The organism is Cupriavidus sp. 96C5-1, assembly GCF_057798855.1.
This window is the reverse complement of sequence record NZ_JBYOJU010000037.1, coordinates 17,346-34,559: the sequence shown is the minus strand read 5'-3', so window position 1 is coordinate 34,559 and position 17,214 is coordinate 17,346. Positions and strand designations below refer to the sequence as shown.

Below are 17,214 nucleotides of genomic sequence, written 5' to 3'. Positions count from 1 at the left end.
GCGGGCAGCCTTGTGCAGGCTGCCCGCGAGGCCCGGCTCGGATTCAGGGCAGGGCAGGCAGTCCGGCGCCCACCGCATGGTCGATCACATAGCGCCAGCTGCCATCGGCCTGCCTGCGCGCCACCTCGCACGAACTGCCGCAGGCAACCGAAGTCCCGGCCGTATCGAGCAGGCGCCAGTCCGCCCGCAGCAGTGCGATATCGCCATGCTCGATGCAGAAGTGGTTGCGCGACACCATGGTGCCCGGCAGCAGCAGGAGCTGCTCCAGCGCCGCGGCGATCCGCGCCTCGTCGCCCAGGACGGTGCCGGTGCCGTCGGTGCAGAGCTTCGCGCCTGGCTCATAGAGGCAGAGCAGATTCCGCAGGTCCCGGCTGTTGAACGCCCGCGCGAACGTTTCGTTCATCCCCTTGGGGTGCATCACTTTGTACATTGGCGTTATCCTTCCCGTCGAAAAGCCGCGACAGTAGCGCGGCGGTGCAGTACCTACCAAACGGGAAGGAGCGGATGTGGCAGGGGAAGGCAATGCAGCCTGGATCGAAGCGGAACAGCCATGCCCGCGCCGGCCTGTCCAGTGCCCGGTCGAGGACTGGCTGGCGTTTCTCGGACACCGCTGGAATGCCCTGGTGCTCTGGCACCTGTCGGCCGGGGAGAAGCGTTTTGGCGAGTTGGAGCAATGCCTGCCGGGGATTGCGTCCAAGGTGCTGAGCGAGCGTCTGGACGGGCTGCTGCTGCGCGGCCTGATCGTCAGGCTGGCAACCGCAACGTTTCCGCGTGGCACCGTCTACCAGCTATCCCCGAAGGGCGCGCGCCTGATCGGCGTGCTGGACCGGCTGGAAGTCTGGGCCAGGGAGGACGCTTGCGACTGAGGCTGCGAGAGCGAGGCAATCAGGCCCGGGCAGGTTCGCCCCAGGGTCTTCTGGGCGGCGCGCTGGGCACCGCCCGTGGCGCGCCTCAGGCGCCGCTGCGCAGGTAGCCTTCCGCCAGCGCGACCCAGCATGCCGCGCCAAGCGGAATCAACTGGTCGTTGAAGTCGTAGCCGTCATTGTGGATCGAGCAGCCGACCCACTCGCCGGTGCCATTGCCCAGCGCGAAGTAGCAGCCTGGCACCTTCTCCAGCATCCAGGCGAAGTCCTCGCTGCCCATCTGCATCGACGGCGGCACCTGGATCACCTTGTCGCTGCCCAGCACGCTGGCCACGGCCTGCCGGGCGACGGCGGCCTCTTCCACGGTATTGCAGATCGCGGGCGCCAGGCGCTCATAATCGATGTCCACCGCCACGCCATAGGAGGCGGCCTGGTGCGTCACCACCTCGCGGATGCGGCTTTCCAGCAGGTCGCGTACTTCCGGCACGGTGGCGCGCACGGTCAGCTTCAGCGTCGCGGTCTCGGGGATGATGTTGTAGGTGCTGCCGGCCTGCATCTGGCCCACGCTGATCACGCCGGCATCGACCGGCGCCACGTTGCGCGCCACGATGGCCTGCAGCGCCATCACGGTAGCCGCCAGGGCCAGCGTCGGATCGGCGGCGCGGTGGGGCATGGCCCCATGGCCGCCCTTGCCGCGGAAGGTGATGGCGGCGCGGTCCGACGAGCCGCCCATCGGGCCGCTCTGCACCACCGCCATGCCTACCGGGAGGCCCGGCGCATTGTGGAAGGCGTAGATCGCATCGCAGGGAAAGCGTTCGAACAGGCCGTCGTTCATCATGCCGAGCGCGCCGGTCATGCCTTCCTCGTCCGGCTGGAAGATCAGGTTGAGCGTGCCGTCGAAGTTGCGGGTCGCCGCCAGGTATTCGGCCGCGGCCAGCAGCGTGGCGGTGTGGCCATCGTGCCCGCAGGCGTGCATGCGGCCGGCCACCTGGCTGGCGTAGGGCAGGCCGGTGCGCTCCTGCAGCGGCAGCGCGTCCATGTCGGCACGGATGCCGATGCGCCGGGTGCCGTTGCCGAGCTTCAGTTGCGCCACCACGCCGTGGCCGCCCACGCCGGTGTGCACGTCGTAGCCCCACTCGCGCAGCAGCGCGGCAGCCATGTCGGCCGTGCGCGGCACGTCGGCGCCAAGCTCGGGATGGGCGTGGATGCGGTGGCGCAGCTCGGCGAAGCGCGCGGCGGATTCGATCAGTGCGGACGGGACATTGCCCGGGTTCTGGGTCATGACGGTACGATCCTCGATGGTGCGGTTGGATGTCGGACAGGGAAACCGTGTCTTGCCGCGCTTCAGTCGCGGCCAGGGTGGCTGGGGAACAGCGCCAGCGCGCACAGGCTGATGCACGCCGAGGCGAGCAGGTACCAGGCCGGCGCCATATTGCTGCCGGTGGCACCGATCAGCCAGGTGACGATCAGCGGGGCGAAGCCGCCGAACACCGTCACGCCCAGGCTGTACATCACCGACATGCCGGTCGCGCGATGGTGGCGCGGGAAGGCTTCCATCATCAGGGCGGCGCCCGCGCCGCTGCCGACCGACATCAGGGCCACGGCGGCGCCGATCAGCGCCACGGTGAGCGGCAGGCCAGGGCCCGACGAGAGCAGCAGGAAGTTCGGGTACACCAGCGCCGTCGATGCCAGCCCGCCGGCAAACAGCAAGGGCTTGCGGCGCGGCAGGCGGTCGGCCAGCCTGCCGAACAGAGGGGCTGCCACCAGCATGGCGAGACCAGCCATGCACGCCGCCAGGAAGGCGGTGACCGGCGGCATGTGCAGCGCGCTCACCAGATAGGTGGGCATGTAGAACACCATGATGTACATCGACGAGGTGCTGCCGGTCATCAGCAGCATGCCCAGCAGCAGCGTGCGGCCGTGCTCGCGGAACACCGCGCCGATGCCGGCGTGCTGCCCGCCGCCTTCATGGGTTTCCTGCAGATGGCGGCGGATATACATGCCGACCGGCGCGATCAGCAGGCCCAGCAGGAACGGCAGGCGCCAGCCCCAGTCGTGCATGGCTTCGGGGCTGAGCAGGGCCGATACGGCAGCGCCGGTGAGCGCCCCGAGCAGCGCGGCGCCGCCTTGCGTGGCGGCCTGCCAGCTCACCAGGAAGCAGCGGTTGCGCTTCGTCGCGGATTCCAGCAGCAGGGCCGATGCGGCGCCGATTTCGCCGCCCGCCGACAAGCCTTGCAGCAGCCGGCCGAGCACCACCAGCACGGTAGCGGCCACGCCGATGCTGGCGTGGGAGGGCGTGAAGGCGATCAGTGCCGTGCCGGCGCTCATCAGCAGGATGGTGAGCGTGAGCGCCGCCTTGCGTCCGCGCCGGTCGGCCAGGTTGCCGATCAGCACCGCGCCGAGCGGGCGCATCACGAAGCCGGCGCCAAAGGTGGCAAAGGACAGCAGCAGCGACGCGAGCGGGCTGCTGGACGGAAAGAACAGCCTGCCGATGGTGGCGGCGAAGAAGCTGTACACGGTGAAGTCGTATACCTCCAGCCCATTGCCGATCGCGGCGGCGATGACGGCGCGGCGCGAGTGCGGCCGGTCGACTGCGATAGCGGCGGGCGCGTTGCCGGCGTGGCTGGATAGCGCGGTGGGCGCGGTGGTCATGCTTTGCTCCTCGGGTGGGCCAGATAGGGAACGGGTGCGGCGCGGCCCCGTTTCTCTTGGTGTTGGGGCATGGTAAGAGCCGTGCCCCGGATACGCACTTCGCTTTTTTTCATGGGTATGCGCATCGGGAATGGCGGGCGATACCCGCCACCGTGCCCGTCCATGCGGCCTGGGTGGCAGACTGGCACCCGGCTGGCGGCGTGGCCGGCATGTGTGCTGTCGACGACCCGGCTCGTGCGCGGCCAAACAGAGGGAAGGGGGCGTCAGGGTGAGGCGTGGCGGTGGTCCGCAGTTGGCCCAGGCGGCAGGGCAGGCGCCCTGCCGGCGTCGGTTGACCGCTTTCCGCCAGCTTCCCTTGGGTGTAACTATTTGATTTTTATTGGGTTTGGCGGCGCCGGAATGGCGCCGTTTATGGCGCGGCGCCTTCGTGCAAAGCCGGATAGTGGCTGGCAAGCGCCTGCAGCAGGGCGTCATGCAGGCGTGCCGCGGCCCACGTCAGCACGTGCCGGTCGCGCGTGACCAGCGAGACGATGCGGTCGGGCACGGGTTCGGCCACGTCGATGAAATCCATGGTTTCGGTGATGATCCTGCTGGCTCGCGATTCGCTGGATAGCAGTACCAGGGTATCCACCTGCCAGCAGAGTTCCAGCGCCAGTCCCATCGACGAGCATTCGATCACGCGCGTGGGCGAGTCCAGGCCGTTGCCCGCGAACAGTTGATGGAAGGGCGAAGCCGTATCGGAGAGCGGGTCAGCCGCCAGCCAGTCGGCCTGCTGCAGCGCGCGCACCGAGCGCGCCGCGCGCAGAGGGTGCCCACGCCGCGCCGCGATGATGGTGGGCAGGCGGCAGACCTGGGTGCAGTCCAGCCCGCGGTCCGCCGGCAGCAGTTGCGAGGTCACGGCAAAATCCATGGTGCCTTCGCGCAGGTGTTCCAGCAACTGCGTCGGCCGCATTTCCTGCACGCGCAGGCGGGCATTGGGAAACTCGCGGCGGAAGGTGCTCAGGCAGGCCGCCATCGGCCGCATCATCGCGGTGACCGGCGTCACGCCCACCGTGATCTCGCTCGCCACGGTGCCTTTCATGTCCTCCAGGTCGTCGCGCGCGCGGCGCACGTTCTCGCTGATCAGCCGCGCGTGGGTGACCAGGCGCTGGCCGTAGGGGGTCAGGCGGATTCCTGTGCTCGAACGCACGAACAGCGCCGCGCCTACGCTGCTCTCCAGTTCCTTGATGGCTTTGCTCAGCGCCGGCTGCGTCAGGTGGAGGATGCGCGAGGCTTCCTGGATGCTGCCGGATTCGGCAACGGCGGCCAGGGCGCGCAGCTGGTTGAGCTTCATGGGGGCCTGCAAAAGTCGTGGTCGGAGATGGTAACGGCAAAACGCCCGGCCCAAGGGGCCGGGCGCCTGGCGCTGCCGTGCGCGGCGGATGGCGGCCTTAGTGTGTCGTGACGCTGGCCGGGCTTGCCGCCAGCGTTGCCCGACGGTGTGTTGCAGGCGTCGGCAGCGCGCCGCTGAAGGCGAAATCCACCTCCGGCACATGCCCGCTGATGATGTCCGCGATGGCGCGGCCCGAGCCGCAGCCGTGCGTCCAGCCCAGCGTGCCGTGGCCAGTGTTCAGGTAAAGGCCGTCGATGGCGCAGCCGCCGATATACGGCACGTTGCCCGGCGTGGCGGGGCGCAGGCCGGTCCAGAACCTGGCCAGTTCAGGCCGGCTCATGCCCGGGAACACGTCCAGCGTGCGCTTGACGATGGCTTCGCAGCGCACCGGGTTCAGGTCCATCGCATAGCCGTTGAGTTCGGCGGTGCCCGCTATGCGCAGGCGGTCGCCGAAACGCGAGAACACCAGTTTGTATTCGTCGTCGGTCAGGCTCACGCTTGGCGCGCGCTCGCCGTCGAGCACAGGCAGCGTCGCCGAGTAGCCCTTGGCCGGATAGATGTCCAGCTTCACCCCCAGCGGGCGCGCCAGCATCGGGCTGAAGCTGCCCAGCGCCAGCACATAGGCATCGGCGCTTTCGATCTGGTAGCCGCCGGTCTCGTCGGCGATTTCCACGCCGCGCATGCTGCCGCCTTCGGCATGCAGGCGCTGCACCCGCACGCCATAGCGCAAGCGTACGCCAAGCGCCTCGCACCGGGCTGCCAGTTCGGTGGTGAAGCGGTGTACGTCGCCGGACTCATCCTCGCTGGTATAGGTGGCACCAGCCAGGCGCGGCGCGATATTGGCCAGCGCCGGCTCCAGCCGCACGACTTCCTCCGGGCTGATCACGCGCCGCTCGCAGCCCAGTTCGCGCATGATGCGCGCCGGCTCGATGGCGGCGTCGAATTCCTTCTGGCTGGTGTAGAAATGCAGGATGCCGCGGGTCAGGTGGTCGTACTCGATGCCGGTTTCCGCGCGCAGCGCCTGCAGGCTGGCGCGGCTGTAGGTGCCCAGGTTGAGCAACTGGATCATATTGTGGGTGGAGCGTTTCGCCGAGCACTCGCGCAGGAACTTCAGGCCCCATGACCATTGGGCCGGATCGGCGCGCAGGCGGAACAGCAGCGGGGCATCTTCGCGCCCCAGCCAGCGCAGCATCTTCAGCGGCGCGGCCGGGTTGGCCCACGGCTCTGCATGGCTGACCGAGATCTGGCCGCCATTGCCAAAGCTGGTCTCCCGGGCGGCGCCCGCATTGCGCTCCAGCACCACCACCTCATGCCCGGCACGGGCCAGGTACCACGCCGAGGCGATGCCGATCACGCCGGCCCCCATTACGATGACTTTCATTCTTCAGGCTCCGGATAGCAAAAAGGGGCAGGCAGGCCATCCGGCCTGTCTGCCCCCACTGTCCTTTTGCCTGAGAGATTCGCCGCACCCGCCACGGGTACCGGCTTGCCCCTTCGGCGGCCGCATGCCGTTCACCTTGGTGATCCGGTCCGGCGCTCTCCAGTTTTATCGGTCTCCAGTCTTTTGCACCTGAGCGTTTCAGGGGTACGCCTTCGGTAGAGGGGCCCGCCTAGATATGACGGGGGCGCCTCGTTCTCCTGGATGGCGCACATTAACATGGGGCAGGCGTGACCGCAATGGGGGCCGGCCCTGCCTCGCGCCGGGCAGTTGGCCGGCCGAACGGAAGCGGCTTGACCACTATCAAGCCGTGCTGCATCCCGGCATGCGATAGAATGGCCGGCATCCACTACCGCGATGCGCCATGCTACGGAGCGCGCAGCATGGGCGCGCTACACCAATGTGCGGGCACCGATGTTGTGCATCGCTACACCTCATACCCAGCGGCCACGCCCCGCATGTTCCAATTTCCGATATCCAATGCAGCTCGAAGACTCCAATCCGCAGAATGGCTTTCTGAACACACTGCGCAAAGAGCGAAAGCGTGTTCAGGTCTATCTGGTCAACGGTATCAGGCTGATCGGCTCCATCGAGTCGTTCGACCCGTTCGTAGTGATGCTTAGCACGCCTGGCGGCATGCAGGCGATCTACAAGCAAGCGATATCCACTATCCAGCTGGACACGGGGACGCGGCCCGCTGCCTCCGCCGCGCGCCCGGCCCGCACGAACAACACCGACGGCGAGACCAAAACGCCTCTGGTGGTGACGCGAAAACGCCGTCCGCTGGCGCTTGGCGGCGGCAACGAGTAGCTCCCGCCGTTCTCGCCACGTTCGCCGGCAGCCGCGCCGGGCTGCCGTTTTGCCCAGGTCGGGCGAAATCGTGGCCTTTCTTCACGGCGCTGGTCCGTGCGCGGACCAGCGCCGGCCTCAACCGCCATGCCCCGGCCGGGCGGCCGGGGACGCGACATGGCGATGGATCCGCCCTGGTCAGTTGCCGATACCGAGCAGCTCGACTTCGAAGTTCAGCGTGGCGTTGGGCGGAATCGTGCCCGGCACGCCGCGCGAGCCATAGGCGGTCGGTCCCGGGCAGACCAGCTTGGCCTTGCCGCCAACCTGCATCTTCTGCACGCCTTCGGTCCAGCACGGGATCACGCGGTTCAGGGGGAAGGAAATGGGCTGGCCGCGCTTGTAGGAGCTGTCGAACTCGGTGCCGTCGGTCAGCGTGCCGCGATAGTGCACCTTGACCACATCCGAGGCCTTGGGCGTCGCACCCGTACCCTTGACGATGTGCTGGATGGACATGCCGGAGGGCAGGGTTTCGACCGCGGGGGCGGCTGCATGGGCGAGGGAGGCCATTCCAACGGCGGCGAGTAGCAGGGCAATCTTCTTCATGAGTCTGTTGTCTGTTGGTGTTGACTGGTTGGGAGGCGAGCGGCTGGACAGGCCGGAAAGGTAGCATCTTAAACCGGATGCGGATCTCCCCTGGGCCTGCGCTGACCGGAGCGCTGCGCCATGCCGGGCGCCGGACGTCTTTCCGGTCTCAGCCAGCCTGATTTGTGCCATGGCGCCCTGTAAATTACGCCATGCGGACTGGACACGCTGCTGATGCCTGGCACGGACTTCCCATACCATGCCGGCAGTTCTGCCCCGGCAAGGCGAAGCGACAATGACGCCAGCTATCTCCACCAGGGAGGCAAAAGGCTTCAGCCCGTACCTGCTGCGCGCCATGTTGCCGCGCATGCGCAGCCAGTAGCACCCGGCCGCAAACTTGGCTACAGTGGGAACCTCATTCAGCTTGCGTCATGCATGAGGATATCCATGGAAGCCCAGCGCCTGCAGTTCCCGGGAAGTGACGGTCAGCTACTCTCCGCGCGGCTGGATTTACCGGCCGGGCCGGTACGCACCTTCGCCTTGTTCGCCCATTGCTTCACCTGCGGCAAGGATGTGCTGGCAGCGACGCGGATCGCGCAGGCGCTGACGGCACACGGCATTGCCGTCCTGCGCTTCGATTTCACCGGCCTTGGCGGCAGCGGCGGCGACTTCGCCAATACCAATTTTTCCTCCAACGTGGCTGACCTGCTGGCGGCGGCGGACTATCTGCGGCAGCATCACCGGGCGCCCGCCTTGCTGATCGGCCATAGCCTAGGCGGCGCAGCCGTGCTGAGCGCCGCGCAGGGCATACCGGAGGCCAAGGCCGTGGTCGCCATCGCCGCGCCGAGCGATCCCGGCCATGTGGTCGGCCTGTTCGGCGACCAGGCTGCCCGCATCGAATCGGAAGGCGAGGCGGAGGTCAGCCTTGCCGGCCGTCCGTTCCGGATCAAGCAGCAGTTCATCGAGGATGTGGCTGAGCAGAAGCTGCTCGATAGCGTGGCGAAGCTGCGCAAGGCGCTGCTGGTCATGCATGCGCCGCAGGACGATACCGTCGGCATCGACAATGCCACCCAGATCTTCATTGCCGCCAAGCACCCGAAGAGCTTTGTCTCGCTGGACCGCGCCGACCACCTGCTCACACGCAAGGAGGACGCTGTCTATGTGGCCAACACCATCGCCGCATGGAGCCAGCGCTATCTCGGCATCGATACGCTCGAGGTGCCGGCCGCGGTGGCCGAGGAAGGGCTGGTGCGCGTGGAGGAGAACCACGCCGGCAAGTACCAGCAGCGCATCACCGCGGGGCCGCACCGGCTGCTGGCCGACGAGCCGGTTTCCTTCGGCGGCCTGAATGGCGGCCCGGCGCCCTACGATTTTCTGCTGGCCGCGCTGGGCGCCTGTACCGCCATGACCATGCGCATGTACGCCGAGCGCAAGGGCCTGCCACTGGAGCATGTGGCAGTGGCATTGCGCCACGAAAAAATCCACGCGGCCGACTGCGCGGAATGCGCCACGACCGAAGGCAAGATCGACTGGATCGAGCGGGAGATCACCATGCAGGGTCCGCTGGACGAGGCTCAGCGTGCTTCCTTGCTGGAGATTGCCGACAAATGCCCGGTGCACCGTACCCTGCATTCCGAAGTGGTGGTGCGCACCCATCTGGCGGCGACGGCCCCAGCATAGGCGGCCGGCGGCAAGGGACCCAGCCGCAGGAGCAGAGCCGTGGCTGCTCCTGCGGCTGTCGGCGCGCGCCGCTGTCCGCCGTGGCCTCAGACCAGGGTCGTCTCGATCCGCGATGCCGCCTTCAGGAACAGCGTCACCGGCGTGCGCTCGCAGATTTCCGCCAGCCGCTTGCGTTCGGCTTCACCCAGCCCGGCCGCGCTCACCCTGACTTCGCGCCGGATGAAACGCGCCTCGTCCTTGCCCTGGAAGACAGCCGTCACCTCGATCTCCGCCGCCGGCCACTGCTTGCGCTCCATGTACATCTTCAGGGTGATGGCTGTGCACGAGACCAGCCCGGACAGCACGAAGCCGAAGGGCGGCGGGCCCTGGTCGGTCCCCCCCAGCCCGGCGGATTCGTCGCCGACGAGCGGATGGGTGCCGGCCTGGAGATGCACCAGGTAGTTCGGATCGGCCTGGCCGATTCTGGCGGTGGCTTGGGAGCTTGACATGGCAATTCAATTCCATGGGTTGGTCGATGGGACCGATGGATGGGATGTTACGCAGGAGCGTGCAAGTGGGGAAGGCCCGCGTGGCTCTGTTTGCTACGTACCTCCTGCACGCGCAGCGCAACCAGGCTCACTTTGGCGTGCCGGTGGGCATTCGGCGGGATCCATCGCAAGCTCGATGCCGCCGCATCGGGCGGCGTCTACACTGTAGGTACCGGTCGGCAAACTCGGGAGGGCGCATGGATTCAACGCAGGTCTTGCCGTTATTGCTGCATTTCGACCAGCACCTCGGCAGCGCCATCTCGGCGTACGGGACCCTGGTCTACGGCATCCTGTTCGCTGTCGTGTTCTGCGAGATCGGGCTGTTGCCGCTGTTTTTCCTGCCCGGCGACCCGCTGCTGTTCATCTGCGGCGCGTTCTGCGCCTCGGGAGCGCTGAAGCTCTGGATATTGATGCCGGTGCTGCTGGTTGCCGCGGTGGCAGGCAGCCTGCTGAACTACGCGATCGGCAAAGCCATCGGCACGCGCGTGTTGGCCGGCGACTACCGCTGGATCCATCGCGATGCCTTGCGCAAGACGCATGATTTCTACCAGCGCCATGGCGGGCTGACCCTGCTGTTGTCTCCCTTCGTGTCCGTGGTGCGTACCTTCGCGCCGTTCGTCGCGGGTGTTTCCGCCATGCCGGCAGCACGCTTCGCGCTGGCAGCGAGTGCCGGCGCGGCTCTCTGGGTGATCTCGCTGCTGGTGGGTGGCTACCTCTTTGGCAATGTGCCGCTGGTGCGCGACCATATGAGCGCCCTGGTGCTGCTCGGTCTTGCGCTTGGTCTCGGCTCGCTGCTGGTGGCAAGCGCCTGGCGCGCGGTACGGGCCAGGCAGGGCGCGCGCGGCTGATTCCGGCGCGCCTGGCACTTGGGGTGGCGCGCGTGCGCGGTGCCGGCTTGCCTGCCGGTGCCACCGGCGGGGCAGCAGGGCTGTATTCCGCCGTCGCCGCTTCGCAAGCGCGGGATGAGGGGGATGCTTCAGGGGCAGGTCGAGTCATGATCCTTTTCCTCAGGCAGATGCGAGCCGCCCTGAGGGCCGCGATGCCTTGCGTGGAAAGCGCTGGCCGTCCTGCATGGGCTCACGTACCTCCTTCCTTACGGATGTCGACCCGGAGCCTCTTGCCCTCAGGCAGTGATCCGGCGTGTGCAATAGCTGTGCAGCCTTCATCGTTCTGTCATCAGCGCCACCCAGAATGCGCTCACTGTTGATGCAAGGAGAGTGGGATGACGCATGCGATCGAAGTGCGCGGCCTGACCAAGTCGTTCCAGGCGGGACGCCGTGCGCTGGATAACGTCGGCCTTGCCGTCGCTCCCGGTGAAATGGTTGCCCTGCTGGGCGCCTCGGGCTCAGGCAAGTCCACGTTGCTGCGGCATATGGCGGGTTTTATCGCGGCCGATGCGGCGGGCGCCGGCGAAGTGCTGGTCAATGGCCGCACCATCCAGCAAGGTGGCCGGCTGGCGAACGATGTGCGCCGAGCCCGGGGCGAGATTGGTTTCGTGTTCCAGCAGTTCAACCTGGTCGGGCGCCTCCCGGTCATCACCAATGTGTTGACGGGCATGCTGCCGCGCATACCACTGTGGCGCAGCCTGATCCGCTACTTCAGGAATGAGGAGATCGACGCCGGCCTCGATGCGCTTGCCCAGGTTGGTATAGACGACTATGCGTTTCGGCGGGCATCGACCTTGTCGGGCGGCCAGCAGCAGCGCGCGGCAATCGCCCGCACGCTGGTGCAGAACGCTCGGGTGATCCTGGCCGACGAGCCCATTGCATCGCTCGACCCGGAGTCGGCGCGGCGCGTGATGGAGCTGCTGGCGCAGATCAACCGCAGCCGCAAGGTGGCGGTGGTGGTGTCCCTGCACCAGGTCGACGTCGCGATGCGCTACTGCACGCGCGTGGTCGCGCTGCGCCAGGGCAAGGTGGTCTACGACGGCCCCTGCGCGGCGCTCACGCCGGCCATGCTGCGTGACCTGTACGGCACGGAAGCCGCCGAACTGCTGCCCGATGGGGCGGGGTTCGACGTCCCCGCGCCAGCCGTGATCGCCGGCAGTCTGGCGGCGGCCTGATTTTCACCAGGATTCCACTGTTTTTTTGCAAGTCTTTCCGTAAGCACCCCCATATGGTTTTTCCACGGAGTTCCCTCATGCTGCGCAGAACCCTTGTTGCCCTGATCGTCACGAGCGCCGCCGGCGCGCTCTGCTTGCCCGCTTTTGCCCAGGAGAGCAAGACGCTGAGCATGGGCTTTATCTCGACGGAGACCTCGTCCAATCTGAAGTCCGCATGGCAGCCTGTGGTCGACGACCTGGGCAAGCAGCTGGGCGTCACGGTCAAGCCGTTCTTCGCCTCCGACTACGCCGGCATCATCGAAGCCATGCGCTTCAACAAGGTGCAGGTCGCCTGGTTCGGCAACAAATCGGCTATCGAAGCGGTGGACCGCGCCAATGGCGAAGTCTTTGCCTCGGTGATCGACAAGGACGGCAATCCGGGGTATTGGTCGCTGCTGATCGTCAATAAGGACAGCAAGCTGAAGACGCTGGACGACGTGCTCAAGCAAGGCAAGACGCTGAGCTATGGCGCGGGCGATCCGAACTCGACCTCCGGTACCGCCGTGCCGGGCCACTACCTCTGGGGTGCCCACAATATCGATCCGAAGGCTTTCTTCAAGACGGTACGCGTGAGCAACCACGAGACCAACCTGCTGTCGGTGCTGAACAATCAGGTGGATGTGGCGGTCAACAACACCGAAAACATGGAGCGCTACCGCATCAATACGGGCAAGAACGCCTATGACCAGATACGGGTGCTGTGGAAGTCGCCGTTGATCCCGGCGGACCCGCTGGTCTACCGCAAAGACCTGCCGGCCGACGTCAAGGCCAAGGTCAAGGCCTTCTTCGTCAGCTACGGCAAGGGTGCCGACGCCGCGCGCGAGAAGGAGAACCTGGCCAAGCTGACCTATCAGGGCTTCCGTCCGTCCACCGACGCGCAACTGGTGCCGATCCGCCAGATCGAGCTGGCCAAGGAAAAAAGCAAGATCGAGACCGACACCACGCTGGCGGCCGCCGACAAGGAAAAACGCCTGGCCGATGTCAGCCGCAGGCTGGCCGAACTGGACAAGATCGCGGCTGGCGCGCAGTAAGCCCATCGCGCCTGCGCCAGGCGATTGCCAGGCGCAACCCCGGTGCGCGGCCCGTCCCGATGCCGGGGCGGGCCATCGCCGCGTCCGGGTGTACTCATGGCCTGCCCCGGTTCGCCGCCGTCCGATTCCGCGGCATTGCCGTTTTCATTGCTGTTTGAGCTTCCTGCCTTCATGCATTCTCGCGTCACCCCCGCCATGACCCCAGCCATTCCGCCTCGTGCCGCCCGCCCGCCGCGTGCCAGCCTGCCAGTCCTGTTCGTCTGGGCGGTAGTGCTCGCCTTGCTGGCGTTGTCATGGAAGGGGGCCGACATGCGTCCGCTCGCCCTGTGGACCGATTCCGGCAATATGGCGAGATTCGCCGCGGACTTCTTTCCGCCCAGCTTCCGCGACTGGCGCATCTATGTGGACGAGATGCTGGTGACGGTGCAGATCGCCATCTGGGGCACGTTTATTTCCGTGGTGCTGGCGGTGCCGCTGGGCCTCGCATGCTCGTCCAATATGGTGCCGGGCTGGGTCTACCAGCCGATGCGGCGCGTGATGGACGCCTGCCGCGCCATCAACGAGATGGTCTTCGCCATGCTGTTTATCGTGGCAGTGGGGCTGGGGCCTTTTGCCGGCGTGCTGGCGCTCGCCGTGCATACCACCGGCGTGCTTGCCAAGCTGTTTTCCGAGGCGGTCGAAGCGATCGACCCGCGCCCGGTGGAAGGCGTGCGCGCCACCGGCGCCGGCGCCCTCGAGGAGATCGTCTACGGCGTGATCCCGCAGGTGCTGCCGCTGTGGATCTCCTACGCGCTGTACCGCTTCGAGTCCAATGTGCGTTCCGCTTCGGTGCTGGGCATCGTTGGCGCGGGCGGCATCGGTACCGTACTGTGGGAAATCATCCGCAGCTTCCAGTATGCCGAGACCTGTGCGGTCATGATCATCGTCATCGCCTTTGTCACGCTGATCGACCTGCTGTCGTCGCAGATCCGCAAGGCGCTGATCTGACGCGCCGGCCACCAGATACTCCACGCCAATCATCATGACGATTCTCCGGCGCATCGAAATTCTTTTTTCCGGCCATGGCACCGCCTTCTACGGCGGCGAGGCCATCACCCAGACCGAGCACGCGCTGCAGTGCGCGCAACTGGCCGAACAGGCCGGCGATCCCGAATCCCTGGTGGTGGCCAGCCTGCTGCACGATCTCGGCCACCTTGTGATGGCAGAGGACAGCAGCACCGACATGCGGCACCAGGAAGTGGGGGCGGACCTGCTGGCCGTCGGGTTCGGGCCCGATGTGACCGAGCCGGTGCGCCTGCACGTAGCGGCCAAGCGCTACCTGTGCGCCACGGACCCGGCCTACCACGCCACGCTGTCCCCGGCTTCGCAGCACAGCCTGGTCCTGCAGGGCGGCCCCTGCGATGCCGCCCAGGCCGAAGCCTTCATCGCCCGCGCCCATGGCCCGGCCGCGGTGCGGCTGCGGCGCTACGACGACCTCGCCAAGGTGGTTGGCCTTGCCACGCCGCCGCTGGCGCATTACCTTCCCATGGTGGCGCGCTGCATCCGGCGCGCCTCCTGAGACGTGGCCAAGATCCCCCATTGAAGTGGAAACCAGGACCGGATCCTGCATGGACAAGCCAATTGAAAGCGCCGCCGGCGGCCTGACGCTGCATGAGGTCCGGGGCAGCGACGGCGAGCTCCTGCAGGTGGCCGGCTTGCTGTCCGAGATGGACGGCGAGCCGCCGCTCTCCTTGCCACGCATGCGCACGCTGTTCGCGCAGCTCCAGGCGATGCCGCATTATCGCTGCTACCTGATGCGCGGCGCCGCCGGCGAGCCGCTCGGCACGTTCTGCCTGCTGGTATTCCCGGTGCTGGCGCACGAGGGGCGCAACGAGGCCATCGTCGAGAGCGTGGTGGTAACGCACGCGGCGCGGGGCAGCGGGGTGGGCTCCGCCATGATGCAAGCCGCCATGCGCCTGGCACGGGAAGCCGGCGCCGACAAGCTGGCGCTTTCGTCCAACGCCAAGCGGCTGCAGGCGCACCAGTTCTATCGCAGGCTTGGTTTTACCGAGCATGGGGTCAGCTTCAGCATTGCGTTGCTGGAGGCCCCTGAGCGTGCATGAATCCCTGCTGGGAATTTTCATCCGTGCGTCGATAGCCACCGCGACCGGCAAAGCCGCGCGGGACCGGATGCATCGCAAGCCAGGTCAGCTGCCAACGTCGATGGCGTCGACGCGATCGGGATAGAAGGCCAGGTGACCGGCGATGGCGGCGACGGCTTGGTAAGGCGCCTCGTAGGTCCATACGGCGTTGCGGCCACGCTCGCCCGCGGCGGGGATGCTGTAATACGCGCAATCGCCTTTGTACGGGCAATAGGTCTTGTGTCCGGTGCGCTCCAGCATCGCCATGTCGACATCTTCGCGCGGGATGTACTGGACCGCCGGGTAGGACGCTTCGCGCAGTGTCAGGGCCGCCCGCGTGTCGGCGACGATCCGCCCGCCGATGGTGACCACGACGCGGCCGCCCTGCGGCCCGATGTCGATCGGATGGTCGGGGCCGGGTACTTTGACTGTTTTGGCTTGCATGGTGACACCGTTTCTTCCTTGCGCCGGACCGGGCCATTCCGGTTGAGCCAACCAGGCCGCGCCTGCAAGAGATGAAGAAATCGCCACGGAGGCGACGGGGGCCGGGGAGAGAGGGAGACCGGCTACATCGGGAACCATAGCAGGGGACTGCGCCGGAAAAAAGCGCCGCGGTGGAATACTGCGCTCAGCATTGGCTAACAATGCGGCAGGGCCTGGTGCGTCAGGCGCAGCAATGCGTTGGCCGCATCTTCCAGCGCGCCGCTATTGTCGATCACCGACAGGCGGCAGCCTGCCGGCACCGCGAACGGTTCGCCGGCGCGCTGCAGGCGCCGGACGATGGCCTGTTCGTCTTCGCGGCCGCGCAGGCGCAGCCGCTGCCCGAGTACCTGGGGGCGCACGCTGACCTGCACCGCGTGCAGGGAGGGATAGCGGGCGTGGGCGCGGGCGAGGTGTTCGCGTGATCCGTTGACCACCACGCAGCAGCCTTGCGCGAGCCAGTCGTCGAGTTCAGTGCCGATGCCGTAGTGCAAGCCGTGGCTGCGCCAGTGCAGTGCGAAGCCGCCCTGCGCGGCGCGGTGTTCGAACTCGGCGGGGGTGATGGCCACACTGGCCTCGTCGGCGCTGCTGGGGCGCGTGATGTAGCGTTGCGCCACCAGCACACGGTCATTGCCGCCAAGCCGGTCGCGCAGCACGCGCAGCAGCGAATCCTTGCCGCTGCCGGACGGGCCCATCAGGTAGATCAGGCCGTTGCCAGCCGCCGGAGCGCTGGCTCCCCTGGCAGCCGCGGCTGCCGCCGATGTCATGCCGCGCTCTCCAGCATGGCTGCCCCGACGCCATCGGCAGTGCTGCCGTCGAAGCCGTAGTGGCGCGCCGTCACGAACGGCGCGTCCGGCGCCGGCTGCACGAACAGGCTGACATCGCGCACCTGCATCGGCGTGTGCAGCAGGGTGCCGCTGGCGGTTTGCAGCATGGCGACGGCATCGGCCTGCGCGGCCTGGTCCAGCAGGCCGGTCAGGGTGATGTGGAAGATAAAGGTCTCGAAGGCATACGGGTAGCCCCAGGCGTCCAGCATGCGCCGTGCCGCTTCACCCAGCTGGCCTGGTTTGCGGCGCGCCAGTTCCGCGCTGGTGGGCGGCGCGCGGAAGGCATCGAGCTCCCGTACCGCCGCGTCCGCCAGCGCGTGCATGCGCGCATTGGCGCCGGCGTCGCTGCCGAGGCACCAGGCCAGGAAGCCGCGCAGGTTGCGCAGCGCCAGTGGTGCGGCGAAGGGCTGGCGATCCCGTGCGAAGGCGCGCATCGCGGCGTCGAGTTCGGCCGGGGTGCGGCCCTCGGCAAGGCGGAACGGGGCCTTGAGGGTGGCATGCAGGCCGTAGTGGGCCGGCGCCTCGGTCCAGCGCGCGATGCGGCCGTCGCCGGGAGCCGTGCGCGCGAGCACTGCGCCCGTGTCGGCGCAGCGGCCCAGCCAGCGTGCGCCGAACTCGCGGAAGGGCGCGGCGGGGTTGAGGTAGATGGCGTAGCGGTAGGCACGGCGCAAAGGGCTCGGCTGCGACTCCATCGGCGCATCGGATAGCGGGCCGGGCAGCGAATCCGGTATGGCGTTCGGCATCGGGCTTGG

18 protein-coding genes, 1 pseudogene and 1 riboswitch are annotated in these 17,214 nt (G+C 67.4%); of the genes and pseudogenes, 9 read left to right on the top strand and 10 right to left on the bottom strand.

Annotation, left to right across the window (positions count from 1 at the left end; translation table 11 throughout):
• Positions 1-43: 43 nt before the first annotated feature.
• Positions 44-430, bottom strand: coding sequence for a hypothetical protein (locus AC3FOF_RS31710; RefSeq protein WP_017229265.1), 387 nt, complete (start codon positions 428-430; stop codon positions 44-46).
• Positions 431-506: 76 nt separating this feature from the next.
• Between AC3FOF_RS31710 and AC3FOF_RS31705 the strand changes: the two genes are divergently transcribed.
• On the top strand, positions 507-866 hold the full coding sequence (locus tag AC3FOF_RS31705; protein WP_488728828.1) for a winged helix-turn-helix transcriptional regulator: 360 nt from the start codon (positions 507-509) through the stop codon (positions 864-866).
• 85 nt (positions 867-951) lie between these two features.
• Here the strand turns inward: AC3FOF_RS31705 and AC3FOF_RS31700 are convergent, their stop codons facing one another.
• The 4 genes from AC3FOF_RS31700 to AC3FOF_RS31685 all read right to left on the bottom strand — a co-directional run bounded on the left by AC3FOF_RS31700 (position 952) and on the right by AC3FOF_RS31685 (position 6,268).
• Positions 952-2,145, bottom strand: a complete 1,194-nt coding sequence (locus tag AC3FOF_RS31700) for a M20 aminoacylase family protein (protein ID WP_488728827.1) — start codon at positions 2,143-2,145, stop codon at positions 952-954.
• A 62-nt stretch (positions 2,146-2,207) separates the two neighbouring features.
• Positions 2,208-3,515 (bottom strand): MFS transporter, encoded by a 1,308-nt coding sequence (locus AC3FOF_RS31695; protein WP_276268067.1) that lies wholly within the window; start codon positions 3,513-3,515, stop codon positions 2,208-2,210.
• Positions 3,516-3,924: 409 nt separating this feature from the next.
• Positions 3,925-4,848, bottom strand: coding sequence for a LysR substrate-binding domain-containing protein (locus AC3FOF_RS31690; protein WP_276268066.1), 924 nt, complete (start codon positions 4,846-4,848; stop codon positions 3,925-3,927).
• Between the two features lie 97 nt (positions 4,849-4,945).
• Positions 4,946-6,268 (bottom strand): D-amino acid dehydrogenase, encoded by a 1,323-nt coding sequence (locus AC3FOF_RS31685; protein ID WP_035814936.1) that lies wholly within the window; start codon positions 6,266-6,268, stop codon positions 4,946-4,948.
• Positions 6,269-6,316: 48 nt separating this feature from the next.
• Positions 6,317-6,441: riboswitch (glycine riboswitch) on the bottom strand.
• 364 nt (positions 6,442-6,805) lie between these two features.
• On the opposite strand from AC3FOF_RS31685, the pseudogene hfq reads away from it, so the two are divergent.
• Positions 6,806-7,028 (top strand): annotated as a pseudogene (gene hfq / locus AC3FOF_RS31680) (RNA chaperone Hfq); the annotation flags it as partial.
• A gap of 284 nt (positions 7,029-7,312) precedes the next feature.
• Here the strand turns inward: hfq and AC3FOF_RS31675 are convergent.
• A complete protein-coding gene (locus tag AC3FOF_RS31675; RefSeq protein WP_017229261.1) occupies positions 7,313-7,717 on the bottom strand; it encodes an FKBP-type peptidyl-prolyl cis-trans isomerase in 405 nt (134 codons plus the stop codon).
• Positions 7,718-8,143: 426 nt separating this feature from the next.
• On the opposite strand from AC3FOF_RS31675, the gene AC3FOF_RS31670 reads away from it, so the two are divergent.
• Positions 8,144-9,376 (top strand): bifunctional alpha/beta hydrolase/OsmC family protein, encoded by a 1,233-nt coding sequence (locus AC3FOF_RS31670; RefSeq protein WP_488728826.1) that lies wholly within the window; start codon positions 8,144-8,146, stop codon positions 9,374-9,376.
• Between the two features lie 86 nt (positions 9,377-9,462).
• Here AC3FOF_RS31670 and AC3FOF_RS31665 read toward each other — a convergent pair whose 3' ends face one another.
• On the bottom strand, positions 9,463-9,864 hold the full coding sequence (locus AC3FOF_RS31665; protein ID WP_017229259.1) for an OsmC family protein: 402 nt from the start codon (positions 9,862-9,864) through the stop codon (positions 9,463-9,465).
• Between the two features lie 236 nt (positions 9,865-10,100).
• Here AC3FOF_RS31665 and AC3FOF_RS31660 point away from each other — a divergent pair, with 236 nt between their 5' ends.
• The 6 genes from AC3FOF_RS31660 (at position 10,101) to AC3FOF_RS31635 (ending at position 15,137) form a co-directional block, all read left to right on the top strand.
• Entirely contained in the window at positions 10,101-10,751 is a 651-nt protein-coding gene (locus AC3FOF_RS31660; protein WP_035814934.1) for a VTT domain-containing protein, read from the top strand.
• Positions 10,752-11,125: 374 nt separating this feature from the next.
• Positions 11,126-11,965, top strand: coding sequence for a phosphonate ABC transporter ATP-binding protein (gene phnC / locus AC3FOF_RS31655; protein ID WP_017229257.1), 840 nt, complete (start codon positions 11,126-11,128; stop codon positions 11,963-11,965).
• Between the two features lie 77 nt (positions 11,966-12,042).
• Entirely contained in the window at positions 12,043-13,035 is a 993-nt protein-coding gene (gene phnD / locus AC3FOF_RS31650) for a phosphonate ABC transporter substrate-binding protein (RefSeq protein WP_017229256.1), read from the top strand.
• Positions 13,036-13,230: 195 nt separating this feature from the next.
• Entirely contained in the window at positions 13,231-14,022 is a 792-nt protein-coding gene (gene phnE, locus AC3FOF_RS31645) for a phosphonate ABC transporter, permease protein PhnE (RefSeq protein ID WP_035814932.1), read from the top strand.
• 34 nt (positions 14,023-14,056) lie between these two features.
• Complete coding sequence (locus AC3FOF_RS31640; protein ID WP_017229254.1) at positions 14,057-14,593, top strand: phosphonate degradation HD-domain oxygenase; 537 nt, start codon at positions 14,057-14,059, stop codon at positions 14,591-14,593.
• 49 nt (positions 14,594-14,642) lie between these two features.
• Positions 14,643-15,137 carry a GNAT family N-acetyltransferase gene (locus tag AC3FOF_RS31635; RefSeq protein WP_276267480.1) on the top strand — a complete coding sequence of 165 codons (495 nt, stop codon included), beginning with the start codon at positions 14,643-14,645 and terminating at the stop codon, positions 15,135-15,137.
• Positions 15,138-15,221: 84 nt separating this feature from the next.
• Here AC3FOF_RS31635 and AC3FOF_RS31630 read toward each other — a convergent pair whose 3' ends face one another.
• From AC3FOF_RS31630 to AC3FOF_RS31620, 3 genes are all read right to left on the bottom strand, one after another.
• On the bottom strand, positions 15,222-15,599 hold the full coding sequence (locus AC3FOF_RS31630; RefSeq protein ID WP_488728825.1) for a DUF427 domain-containing protein: 378 nt from the start codon (positions 15,597-15,599) through the stop codon (positions 15,222-15,224).
• Between the two features lie 194 nt (positions 15,600-15,793).
• On the bottom strand, positions 15,794-16,402 hold the full coding sequence (phnN, locus tag AC3FOF_RS31625) for a phosphonate metabolism protein/1,5-bisphosphokinase (PRPP-forming) PhnN (protein ID WP_488728824.1): 609 nt from the start codon (positions 16,400-16,402) through the stop codon (positions 15,794-15,796).
• The gene (locus AC3FOF_RS31620) at positions 16,399-17,154 is read right to left on the bottom strand and encodes a DUF1045 domain-containing protein (RefSeq protein WP_276267483.1); all 756 of its coding nucleotides are present in this window, start codon (positions 17,152-17,154) and stop codon (positions 16,399-16,401) included. The genes phnN and AC3FOF_RS31620 overlap by 4 nt, the downstream gene beginning before the upstream one ends.
• Positions 17,155-17,214 lie beyond the last annotated feature (60 nt).